An 11,702-nucleotide genomic window follows, 5' to 3' on the forward strand; every position below is an offset into this window, starting at 1 on the left:
CCTACCACCCTCCAAGATTTACATTTTCCCAAGGCAGCCGTATTGTGACACACGTATCATTGCCCTGCGTGCTATCAATCCAAAGCCCGCAATCCTGGCCGTAATGAAGCTGCAACCGCTTATTCACGTTCTCCAGACCTAGTCCGTTCTTACTGGTAACAATAGGCGTATCCAAATCTCCCCGGAGTGCCGCTTGCAGTCGGACTAACATCTCAGGGTCTAGCCCCACTCCATCATCTTGTATCTTAATAAGGAGTACGTGGTCATTCTCCACTGAAACCGTAATCTGAATACACACCTTACCGCCCGAAGGCGCTGCGTGATGAACTGCATTTTCAACGATGGGCTGCATGCACATCTTCGGAATCGCATAGCGGAGCACTTCCTGTGGGAGATCTGCCGTCAATAGGATGCTGCCGCCCTCCATTAGATTGATGAATTGAATGTAGCTTTGGATATTAGCAAGCTCCTCATGAAGGGCAACCGTATCGCTGCGCCATTGCATACTGTACCGAAGTTGCGAACCTAACGATACCAAAGAGTTGGCAATAGCAGGTTGCCGTTGAACCTCAGCGAGCATACGAATAGATTCCAGTGCGTTATACAAAAAATGAGAGTTGATCTGGGAATGAAGGGAGTGCAGCTGCGCGTTTTTGGCGATTAACTGTTTATCCACAACCTGTGTCATCAGACGTTTGACCTCATATAACATTTTGTTGTAGCTCACAGCCACCTCGTCGATTTCATCCCCTCTTTCGTTCTCATCAAGGCCTGTATCAATCATTGCATCCAGCTCACCTTTCCGTACCTGGCGCATTGAAGCCAGTACGCTGTCCAATCGTCGGAAAATGCGCCGAGTTGTATGTGATACAAGTAACATCAGCAGCAGCAGTACACACAATGTAATCGTTACCACAAATGCATACCAGCTGCGCGGCCCCTTCATCAACGCCTGATGGGAGACAATATCAACCACATAAGTATTCAGCGGAGCGATGTAGCGGTATAGTGCATAGTAGCTCTGATCACCTACCTTAATCTTAACGGGACTTTCCTGCGGAAGTACATCCAGTTGACGATGAATACTGCCAAGGATTTCGTCCAGACCATCCCCGGCCTTTCGAGAAAAGTCATGCTGGGAATTGTATACATATTGCGGAGGGTCGCTTTCATTCATCAAAACAGAGAAGAAGTCTCCCTTGCTCTCCTGGAGCAGGTCGTTGAAAAACATACTGTGCTGAACACGAATTTCCATAATACTGGGACGCTTCTGCTCCTGTCCCTGAAGGCGAACCAGCCGGTAATAGGATAACGTATGTTCACCATCCCTAAAGGAAAATAAACGATAAGCGGCCCCGCCTTCATCCCGAAGCTTTGCCCAGTAATCCTGCGGCCAAAATTTCTTGTAATGATAGATTTCAGGCCAGATTTCATACAAGTTCGGATTATCCACGTAAAAGCTGAGCTCACTGATCATCGCATTGCTTTGAATGATATTTTGCATCTGCTCAAATTGGTTTTGTTTGAATTTCACCAGTCGCAGTCCATCCACAATCATGTTGGAATGAATAAAATCCACAAATGCCTTTTGAGTAAGTGCAGTTGTGGAAGCGTTCTCAACGATGTCCATTCTGCTGCGTAATTGTTCGTTTAGCCATGAAACATGGCTGTTGCCCATCGCCATAGCGTCCTTGTATAGCTGGGTTTCCTGCATGCGAATATATAAAAAGGATACCAAAATAACAGGTATGGCAATCATCAGGCTAAACGCAAGAAACAGCTTTTGGGAAATACGGGAATTGCGGTAAAGCTTCCTCAGTCTAGTCCGTAAATATTTCATACTGATGCCCTCCCCACCTTTGTTATACCATATATTACAAGTTGTCTGATAGGTAACGAGGCTGATAGGGAATGGTTATTCCGACATCTTCGCTTTTCGCGCATCCAGCTCGGCTTGACGGTATTCCATTACCTGATTAAATCCGTAATTCACACGGCGGGCTAGGAAATTTTCGAATATCTTATCAAAAGCAGCTTCATCCTTGGTGGTTATCAATTCAGGCAGTACTTCCTCCCAATTCTGTGAAATACGGGACCAGGCTAACGCTATATCGGAATCTCCTACCGGATCTATTCCCTTATAGATGCCGCTGTCCATATCAGCCTGTTTGTTAGCGAACTCCTCCATTTGCTTAACGGATGGAGCCTTCTCTGGTCTCCATGGGTTAACGAAGGCCGGGTTTCGCAGCATCCAGTAGGTATCCATGATGCCGTATTCCTTTTCCAGCCTCTCCCTGTCCGTATCAAGCAATTGGACCATATCGGCTTTCAACTGCGGCTTACCATTCCTCATCACCCATGTTTCGCCTTCTTTGCCAAGGAATATATCCCTTTGGCCTTCTTCACTAGCGAGATAGGTCAAGAAGCGGATGGCTCGTTCAGGGTTTTTGGTGGATTTGCTAATCATCGTAACCATCCAGCCGTCCATATTGCCCGGGAACAGTGTTGCGGAATCACCATGTTTGTTTTGTGGGCCATCCACAGCGATGTAGTACGAATTCGGATATGCACCTGCGGCCAATATCGGATTGATCGCCGCCATGCCATTCCACTCACGAATCATCATAAAATAGCGGGCATTACTGGTTTTTTCCTCTACCTGAGCATTCGAGTCCACCAGAAAATCTACATTAATCAAGCCACGCTCATAGGCTGTGCGGAAGGTTTTCAGCCAGGTGATATAGTCCGGGTCGGTCATTCGGTCGTTATATTTGCCGTCCTTTTCATGTGGAATAGCCAGCAGGTTCTGCAAGTACTCGGTCATCCCGTAAGAGACAGTACCCTGAGCAAAGAAGGGACTGATGAGCTGACCTTTATACACAGAATACTGATCCTTTAACAATTGCAATGCGTTCAGAAAACCTTCCGGAGTGCTCAAATCCGGTCTGCCCATAGCCTCATACAGATCTTTTCGCACCAAAAAGGTTTGGTTGGCAGCCGTCAAACCAGTTACTTGCATCTGGCTGGGACTGTATGAATCATTTGGAATGCCATATGTATTTCCGTTTTTCTGACGATACCACTTCAATGTACCGTCGCCTGCGACCTTGAAAAAGTAGGGATCATACTGCTCCGCCAATTCATTTAAAGCATATACCTGATCGCTCTCCAACAACTTATTAATCGCACTTTCCCACGAGCCTATTGTCATCAAATCCGGCATTTTGCCGGAGGTCATCATCAGCGTAATTTGTTCGCCCGCTTCCCCGGATGGCACTTCAAATTTGATATGAACGCCTGTTTTTTCTGTTACATACTTGGAGGTCATACTTTCACCCCAGGTGTGACCATACCAGTTCGCGCCAACAAACCAGGTAAAATCCACAGGCGTGGTATCAAGCTTCCATGCAGGTTCATCGGGGTTCGGCTTATGTTCACCTGGCTGTTGTATAGGGTGAGCAGGTTGTGGGGGTGACAGATTTTCACTTTGCTCTGACCCGGAACACGCTGCCAAGACTAGCATCAGGATTATGCTCCAATAGATGAGCATACAGTGCTTGATGAAACTGGTTTTCATTCCATATATCCTCCTTTCTTTGTTACAGTTATGAATTAACCTTAGCCTTAATTATGCTATAACCGATTTTACTATCCCTGGATCCAAATGGAAATGCAGCTCCTTACCTAAATATTGTGGTTTAGGTTGGGTCTAACACAGGCACAGCCATATAAAGAGGGTTATTTATATTTAAATAGAACAAAGACAGCTGAGTAATCAGCTGCCTTTGTTGGATTGGCTTCAGGTAAAAATATTTTGTTAAATTATACGTCTCACTCGTAGGCGCCGATATTTACAGCAGCTCCCTGTACTCTCGGTTTTCCCTCAATGTCCAGTGTTCCAATGATTGCATTGTCCGTGTTCCCGGCATCGATCGCTGGAGACGAAGTTTGGAGGTGGAAATCGTAAGCTGCAGCATTCACAAATTTGGGATCGACGAACAAGGAGTGTGCGTCATTGCCTGTTCCTGCTTTATAAGCGGAGAAACCGGTGTAGTCTTTATTTTTCCAAGTCCAGTTCGCCCCAGTGCTGCCCGCAGGAGCAAAATAGAGATTGTAATCCACAACGTTTCCAGAATTTTTGGTGTATTCATTGTAAATCAACACATCTGTGGAACTGGCTACAAAAATGTTGTTCTTAATTACATTATTTTGTGTATCAAACTGAACGTAAAGCTGGCCGCTGCCATCGCCAAGCGTGTCATTTTTGTAAACCGTATTGTTGACGATCTTGCAGTTTACTGTGGAGCCACGTTTGGTATCATAGCCACCCATAGCAATGCCAGTGAGTCGGTTGTTGTAGACTGCATTGCTGCGCACCGTAATATTGCTGGTGGACTTACCGGCATGCTCGGATGCGATCTCGATACCGATATCGTTGTTATAGCTGTAGTTCTGCTCAATAATACTGTCCTTGCCGCCATCGACATAGATACCATCGGCCGCATTACTGTTATTCGGAAGTGACTTCCCGTACGAAGGATTATTATTGGAAGAAATATTATATACCCGGTTACCCTTCACGAGTCCGTTCCGCACCTGATCGTAAGCCGTATTTGGCGCTTTACCCTCATAACCGATGAGATCAATACCGATGTTATCGTTATCGTGAATGACATTATTGGTCACCGAAAAGGTATCTACGTTACCATTCAGAACCAGTGATTCGCTGGAGCCGAGCACGAGATTGTACAGTTCATTACCGTTAATCGTAATATCGTGAATGGAGTCCGGCGCTTTTGTGCCATATACGGCAATTCCATGCGCATCCCGGCCCAGCAGGTCACTGCCGGTTGGTGTAGCCGTATTTTTGATATCATGAACTTTGTTGCCGGACAAATTGATAAAGCTGCCTGATCCGTGAACATAGATGCCTACGGGCATAACGTCCTTGGTTGCCGTGGTATAATTGCGAATCTCAAAACCCTGAATGGTAACGTAATTTACATCGGTCAGGTCAATCAACCCTTCAATCCCGCTAACGGAAAGTCCGGTGCCGTCAATGATTGGAGTCTCTGTGCCGTCGTTAGTGAATACAATCGGTCCCTGTGAAGCAGAGCCAGAGCGGGTGATCTTCAGCTTCTGGTTGTATACACCGCCACGAACATGCACTGTACTGCCTGCAGGAACAGCATCAGCTGCGTGCTGAAGTGTCTTCCACGGCGCGCTGCTCGTGCCCGCATTGGAGTCATTTCCACTTGTCGCCACATAGTAATCCGTGCCTGCTGCGGCAGCGGATGAGGACCATTCAATCCCTGAAACCATTCCTATACCTACTGCCATACTTAATCCTACCAGCAATGTTTTACCGAATTTCAACATACCCTCAACTCCCTTTGATTAATGGGTCGCGCAGAATAAAGCCAGACTTTACGATTTAAGCCCTTCTTGCAAATGAAGTACAGCCTCCATCGTCGGCAGGCTGCCTGTGCCACCGATGCCTAGCGTGGACAATGCACCACATGCATTGGCAAAGCGCAGTAGTTCGCCCCCTCGCATTCCCAGTAAGTATCCATATATGATCCCAGCATTGAAACAGTCGCCTGCTCCCGTCGTATCGATAGGAGACAAAGTGTAAGATCCAGCAGATATTGTACTTTCGTCCAGGTCACGCAGTGTAGCACCTTTTGACCCTTGTTTGACTGCTACAATTCCCGCCACGGCAGGAAGCATGGAATCAAGCACATCGGCTACCCCATCCGCAGGGAAAATGTGAAGCAGTTCATCCTCACTGGGAATAAACAAATCAGTCTCCGTCAGTAGTGCACTTATGCCCTCGCGGTCCCATTGATTGGATACATCCCAGCCTGTGTCAAAAGATGTGCTGATCCCATTGGCCCGCAGCTTTGCAAAAAGCCCAGCCCAATGGGGTCTCATTCCATCCTGTAAATAATAAGAACCAAAATGAAGATGCATGGCCTGCTGCAACAGTGACTCTGGTATATAATCCGGTGTCAACAACGGGATGCTGCCAGCGTACGTTAACAGTCCGCGGTCCACAGGTGTGGAGAGAGATAGGGTTACACCTGTTTTGATGCGAGACAATCGGGTTACATGCTCTGTATTTACGCCCATACGTTGTAACTCAGCTATACAGAACTTTCCGAAATCGTCATCCCCCACGACGCTGACGAATCTCACATCCGCTCCCAAGCTTGCCAGAGCACATGCGGTGATTGCCGATGAGGAGCCCAGTACCACCTCGAAGCCGTCGACCATTTTCTCCCGATTCCATTCCGGCATCACATCCCTTCCGGAAACAATGACGTCTACATTTAGCTCACCAGCAATGACAACAACGGGACTTGTTTCCTGTCTCTTCATCATTTCAACACCGGAACAAATCCCTGTTCCGCCTCGTACAGTTCATCGAACATGCTTCCGATCTCCTCTAGGGAGCACACGGCAGCAGTTAGCGGGTCCAACATCAGTGCATGGCGTGCCATTTCCTTGTCATTTCTCCGTACAGCTTCCACAGCCAGATCAAAAAAAGCCATATTCGAGCGGCACAAGGCAGCCAAATGTTCAGGCAGTCTTCCGAAGCGGCAAGGTTGAACGCCTTTCCCGTCTACGAGGCAGGCCACTTCCACCACACCGTCAGGCTGCAAATTTTCAATCAACCCTCGATTTGGAACGTTACCATAAATGACCTTCGGCTCATTTTTCAATACCGCTTCGATGATAATGGCTGCATATTCATTACTCGATTGAAGCTCAAGCGGTACTGTACCTTCAAGCTGCGATACGATCTGCTCATCATTTTCTCTCCGCCAGATCGGCCAGTTGTCCGCATAGAACCCTGTGGCTCCGTTATAACCTGAGCTGCAGTGTTGATCGATAAGCGATTGGCGTTTTCGGTAATACGGGATATATTCCGAGAAATGGCCGCTGGATTCCGAGACAAAAGCGCCTAAATACTTCATGGCATCCAAGCGGACCGGGTCCTGTCGCAGCAGTTCAGGAGTGGTTTGTATTTTCTCCAAAAGAACAGGGTACAGATCTCTCCCCTTGTGAGACAGCTCCACGAACCAGGACATGTGGTTAATACCTCCGGCTTTCCATGACATCTCTTCATAAGGAACTCCGGCATATTCGGCCAGTTGAGCCGATGTGTTCTGGATGGAGTGACATAATCCCACTACCGGAATGTCCGTAATGCGGGAAGTCAGGAGTGTAACCGCAGACATCGGATTGGTGTAGTTTAGAATGATACAGTCTGGACAGAGCTCTTCAATGTCCCGAACGATCTCTATCCAGCTGGGAAGGGTTCGAAGTGTCTTGAATAGTCCTCCCGGTCCCAACGTATCGCCAATACATTGCTTTACCCCGTATTTCAAGGGAATTTCATATTCATAACGAACCGTTTCCAGCCCGCCCACTTCAATTTGGTTAATTACGAACTGTGAACCTCCGATTACCTCTCTGCGATCCGTGGAGGCAAGCACTTCCCACGTCTTTCCTGTCATTTCAACGATCTGGAGTACCAGCCTGCGTGCCAACTCAAGCCGACGTTCGTCGATATCAACCAGGGCAATGGTACCACCCTCCAAGCCTTCAATCAGCAGAATATCCATAGCGATCTCGCGCGTAAATGCACTGCCTGCTCCGATAATTGAGATTTTAGTCATCACTTTTCTCCTCGCCCGTTATTTCATGCCTGTCATCGCCAGGCCTTTAATGAATTGCTTCTGGAAGATCAGAAATATTATAATAACCGGTATCGTAATCAGCACCGCAGCTGACATGACGACGTTGTAGTTGACCTGATGCGTTCCGTTAAAATAGACCAATGCCAGCGGAACGGTCATTTTGCTCTCATCATTTAATACAATCAATGGCCACAGATAGTTATTCCAGGAGTTCATGAACGTGAATATCCCCAAGGCTGATAGCATGGGCATAATAAGCGGCATAACGATGCGAAGCATCAGCCTGAATTCGCCCGAACCGTCTATCCTTGCTGCTTCCAGCAGCTCTTGTGGAATCTCTTCAATGAATTGTTTAGCCAGAAATACACCATAGGAGCTGACCAGATTGGGCAAAATGATCGCGAGCAAATGGTTAACCAGTCCAAGCTCAGCGGTAATCAGATAAGTTGGAATCATAATAACCTGAAAGGGAATCATCATCGTTGCCAGGATCAGAATGAACAGCAGTTTCTTGCCTTTAAACTGATGTTTGGCAAATACATATCCGGCTAGAGCACTGGTAAATAAGGTGACTACCGTTATGATGACAGATGTCATCAGGCTGTTAAGCAGCCACGTAACAAATGGCGCCTCGCTAAAAACCGTTCGGTATCCGTCGAGGCTCGGCTTGCTTGGAAACAACCCGCCAGAACCCGAGACGATGTCCATGTTGCTTTTCAGAGATGACAATACCATCCAGGCATAAGGCAAAAGCATAATACAGGCTATGACTGCAAGAACTGCGATCGTGACGCCTTCCCATAGACTTACTTTACGTCGCATCGGCTTCTCCTCCTGTTCTCCTCAATGTTCCCATTGTGTGCGTCCCCATCGCAGCTGCAGCAGTGTCACAAGCAGGATGATCATTAGAAACACTGTGGCCATAGCGGAAGCGTACCCCATGTTGGAACTGGAGAATGCCTGCTCATAAATTTGCAGTGATAGCACTCGTGTTTCGTTGAAGGGTCCGCCCTTGGTCATAATCTGAAATTGCGGGAAGGCCTGAAAATAGGAAACAACTGTCGTGATAGAAACAAATAGCGTCGTTCTGCGCAGTAAAGGCAGTGTGATGTGAAGAAAGACATGCCATCGGCCCGCCCCCTCCAGTGTCGCTGCTTCATAGTACATATCCGGGATGGAATCCAATCCGGCAATCAAAAGAACGATGTTATACCCAATATCAGCCCACAAGGTCATCATAATGACGGAATAGAGCGCATAATGTGGATCACTGAGCCACTGGATTGGAGCCATATTCAGCTTGGCAAGAATCATGTTGAACAAGCCGTCATTGTAATTGAACATGGTATTCCATACGATGGCCGTTCCCGCCAGCGGAGCGATTGTGGGAAGAAAGAATATAGTTCGAAAGCCATTTTTGAGCCACGGGATGCTAATTCGTTGAATCGCTGAAGCGATCAAAAGTGTAATGACAATGTTGATCAGTACAGCGATAAATACAAATTTGAAGGTTACCCATAGTGACTTCAGAAATATGGAATCCTGGAACATACGGATATAGTTCTCCGCCCCCACGAATATCGCGTTTGAGCTGAGCGGGTCATACTTGAATGCGGACAAGCCAAGGCTCCATGCGATGGGAAGGAAAGCAAACACCCCGAACAGAAGCAAGATCGGTACGAGTGAAATGATGATGAACCTTCGTTTTGCCCTGTAAGCTGTCGACTTTACCGCTGGGTTACCCTTTTCGGCCTTTTTGGTAGATATAGCAGTACTCATGCCCCAGCACCCCTATCACTTATGTTGATCCTGATTATCGTTGATCGTCCGTTCAATGTTCGTCAATCCGTCTTCAACACTTTGCTGTCCACCAGCCATCAGTTGAAAATTGTCGTTGATCTGCTTGAAGAAGAAATCCCGGTCTGCTATAGGACCAATCCATTGACCTAACGCCAATATAGCCAGCGAGGGCTTTAAATGGGGATTGTTCTTCAGGAATTCCGGATTTTCAGCAATTTCCTTTTTGGCTGGAACGGTAAAGGTGTCCGTATTCCATGTCGTAAGGTTGTCCTTCTCCGAGATGAATTGGATGAAATCAAGTGCAGCCTCCTGCTGTTTGCTTTGCTTTGATACCGCAAGCCCCCAACCGGATTCGGCAGCAAAAACAGGAGGATTCTCCGTAAAGGAAGGCACGGAAACATATTCAAAATCATCTACCTTATAGTTGTTCTGCCCTGCAGCAATGGTCCAAGGGCCGCGATAGGTCATCGCTGATTTCCCCTGAAAAAAATAGTCAGAGGTATCCAGCTCACCACCGAAAGTGGTTAAATCCGCAACTTTGTCATCAGCCACGAGCGAAACCAAGGTGGACATCGCTTTCTGAGCCTCCGCCGTGTGAAAATTAACATGTCCGTCTTCACCCATAAAACTTGCGCCCTGCTGCAAAATGAGCGATAGGAAAGTAAACGTAATATTGTCTGCCGATACAAAATCGAAGCCTTTCACTTTGATGATAGCGCTTTCACGCACGGTTAGTTTTTGGGCGTAATCCACAAGTTCTGTCCAGCTTGAAGGTGGATGATCCAAGCCTTGTTCTTTGAGCATTTGTGGATGAATCAGCATGCCACCGTTCTCAATGTTATATTCGAGCGGCAGCCCATATAACTTGTTGTCTCGCAAATATCCCCCCAGGGGGGCATCATAATATGCTTTTTTTACATTTTCACTATCAGGAATTTCAACAAGCAGGTTGTTCTTGGAATATTCGGGTACCCAGGTGCCGAAGAATTCGGCAATGTCGGGTGGTTTCTTCGCGGAGAATGAAGCTTTCAGTTTCTGGCTGTACACATCATACGGAAAGGTCTGATACTCGATCGTTACATCGGGGTGTAAGCTCTGATATTTGGATATTAATTTCTTGTAAGCGCCCACTATGGCGTCTTCCTGATGACTCCAAAAAACCAGATTCACCTTGCCTTGCGAGTCTGCAGATGGATCGCCGCCGGAAGTGGAAGAACTGGAACAGCCCGCTTCAGCGATTACAACGCAAATCATCGCAAGGATCAGCATAAACTTGGAAAAATGCATTTGCATATCCTCCCTTGTTCTGCAAATTAGCCAGCATCTGAAGAGAGGGTCGTTTGAGAATCAGTCGTACTTATATAGAAGCATTGTGATCTGTAGTTGTATGTATAGCAATCTGCTGCTCCCTGCACGCTTGCTCAAACCATCCCTCCGGCTGCTTATTCGTAATTACCCCTGTCACCTGATTCAAGGGAGCAATGGTAAACAAAGCACTTTTCTCAACCTTGCTTTGATCGAATACAGCATAAACCTCGCTGGAACGTTCCATTGTTAATTGGGCTATACGGGCTTCAAGCTCGGAATGCATCGTAAAGCCGAAATTCTGTGTTACTCCATCCACCCCGAGGAACATTTTCGTAATGTTAATTTTATCAATTACGCTTTCCGCCAGCGGACCGCATAATTCGTAGCTTTTGGACCGCATAACGCCACCAATGACCACGACCTGAATATCTTCGGCATCAGCCAGTTCATAAGCAATATTCACCGCGTTCGTGACAATCGTAATATTACGGTGCTTTTTGAGTGCTTTCGCAATAAAGAACGTCGTTGTACCTCCCGTCAGGCAGATAATGTCCCCCTCTTCAACGAGGGCGGCGGCCGTGGCGGCGATTCGTTCCTTATCCAACCGTCTGTAATCGCGTTTTGCTGCAAAAGGCAGCTCCGATACCGCCGACGTCAGACTCCCTTCATAAATGGCTCCCCCATTTGTTCGAATAATCTCGCCCGCTTTTTCGAGCGCATCCAAATCCCGTCTTGCGGTTGCTTCCGAGCAACCGACCGTCTGGACAATCTCTAGCAGCGATATTTTCCCATGCGATTTAATCAGTTCCAATGTTTGTGCTCTGCGCAGTTCACCCTTTGAATATTGCATAAGTCTCTCCTTTATTATGTCTGGGCTTGTAAGATATC

The 11,702-nt window shown here is 47.1% G+C and carries 9 protein-coding genes; all 9 read right to left on the minus strand.

Features of this window, described 5'->3' with window-relative positions; genetic code table 11:
* Window position 1 precedes the first annotated feature (1 nt).
* Window positions 2-1,840: a sensor histidine kinase gene (locus Q0V21_RS09530; RefSeq protein WP_079344543.1), complete on the minus strand. Its 1,839-nt coding sequence runs from the start codon at window positions 1,838-1,840 to the stop codon at window positions 2-4.
* Window positions 1,841-1,915: 75 nt separating this feature from the next.
* The gene (locus Q0V21_RS09535) at window positions 1,916-3,577 is read right to left on the minus strand and encodes an extracellular solute-binding protein (RefSeq protein WP_301878606.1); all 1,662 of its coding nucleotides are present in this window, start codon (window positions 3,575-3,577) and stop codon (window positions 1,916-1,918) included.
* Window positions 3,578-3,831: 254 nt separating this feature from the next.
* On the minus strand, window positions 3,832-5,379 hold the full coding sequence (locus Q0V21_RS09540) for a right-handed parallel beta-helix repeat-containing protein (RefSeq protein ID WP_301878607.1): 1,548 nt from the start codon (window positions 5,377-5,379) through the stop codon (window positions 3,832-3,834).
* A 48-nt stretch (window positions 5,380-5,427) separates the two neighbouring features.
* The gene (locus Q0V21_RS09545) at window positions 5,428-6,384 is read right to left on the minus strand and encodes a carbohydrate kinase family protein (RefSeq protein ID WP_301878608.1); all 957 of its coding nucleotides are present in this window, start codon (window positions 6,382-6,384) and stop codon (window positions 5,428-5,430) included.
* On the minus strand, window positions 6,381-7,685 hold the full coding sequence (gene melA, locus Q0V21_RS09550) for an alpha-galactosidase (protein WP_301878609.1): 1,305 nt from the start codon (window positions 7,683-7,685) through the stop codon (window positions 6,381-6,383). The genes Q0V21_RS09545 and melA overlap by 4 nt, the downstream gene beginning before the upstream one ends.
* Window positions 7,686-7,703: 18 nt before the next feature.
* Window positions 7,704-8,528, minus strand: a complete 825-nt coding sequence (locus Q0V21_RS09555) for a carbohydrate ABC transporter permease (RefSeq protein ID WP_079344538.1) — start codon at window positions 8,526-8,528, stop codon at window positions 7,704-7,706.
* A gap of 21 nt (window positions 8,529-8,549) precedes the next feature.
* Window positions 8,550-9,485, minus strand: coding sequence for a carbohydrate ABC transporter permease (locus Q0V21_RS09560; RefSeq protein WP_301878612.1), 936 nt, complete (start codon window positions 9,483-9,485; stop codon window positions 8,550-8,552).
* Window positions 9,486-9,500: 15 nt separating this feature from the next.
* Complete coding sequence (locus tag Q0V21_RS09565; RefSeq protein ID WP_301878614.1) at window positions 9,501-10,793, minus strand: ABC transporter substrate-binding protein; 1,293 nt, start codon at window positions 10,791-10,793, stop codon at window positions 9,501-9,503.
* Between the two features lie 70 nt (window positions 10,794-10,863).
* Window positions 10,864-11,664 carry a DeoR/GlpR family DNA-binding transcription regulator gene (locus Q0V21_RS09570; protein ID WP_301878616.1) on the minus strand — a complete coding sequence of 267 codons (801 nt, stop codon included), beginning with the start codon at window positions 11,662-11,664 and terminating at the stop codon, window positions 10,864-10,866.
* Window positions 11,665-11,702: the final 38 nt, after the last annotated feature.

This window comes from Paenibacillus sp. 11B (assembly GCF_030487755.1).
Taxonomy (GTDB): Bacteria; Bacillota; Bacilli; order Paenibacillales; family Paenibacillaceae; genus Paenibacillus; species Paenibacillus vandeheii.

Excerpts from the sequence above, each read along its gene's own strand:
- Q0V21_RS09530 (WP_079344543.1), bottom strand. The coding sequence starts at position 1,840 with ATGAAATATTTACGGACTAGACTGAGGAAGCTTTACCGCAATTCCCGT.
- Q0V21_RS09535 (WP_301878606.1), bottom strand. The coding sequence starts at position 3,577 with ATGAAAACCAGTTTCATCAAGCACTGTATGCTCATCTATTGGAGCATA.
- Q0V21_RS09540 (WP_301878607.1), bottom strand. The coding sequence starts at position 5,379 with ATGTTGAAATTCGGTAAAACATTGCTGGTAGGATTAAGTATGGCAGTA.
- Q0V21_RS09545 (WP_301878608.1), bottom strand. The coding sequence starts at position 6,384 with ATGATGAAGAGACAGGAAACAAGTCCCGTTGTTGTCATTGCTGGTGAG.
- melA (WP_301878609.1), bottom strand. The coding sequence starts at position 7,685 with ATGACTAAAATCTCAATTATCGGAGCAGGCAGTGCATTTACGCGCGAG.
- Q0V21_RS09555 (WP_079344538.1), bottom strand. The coding sequence starts at position 8,528 with ATGCGACGTAAAGTAAGTCTATGGGAAGGCGTCACGATCGCAGTTCTT.
- Q0V21_RS09560 (WP_301878612.1), bottom strand. The coding sequence starts at position 9,485 with ATGAGTACTGCTATATCTACCAAAAAGGCCGAAAAGGGTAACCCAGCG.
- Q0V21_RS09565 (WP_301878614.1), bottom strand. The coding sequence starts at position 10,793 with ATGCATTTTTCCAAGTTTATGCTGATCCTTGCGATGATTTGCGTTGTA.
- Q0V21_RS09570 (WP_301878616.1), bottom strand. The coding sequence starts at position 11,664 with ATGCAATATTCAAAGGGTGAACTGCGCAGAGCACAAACATTGGAACTG.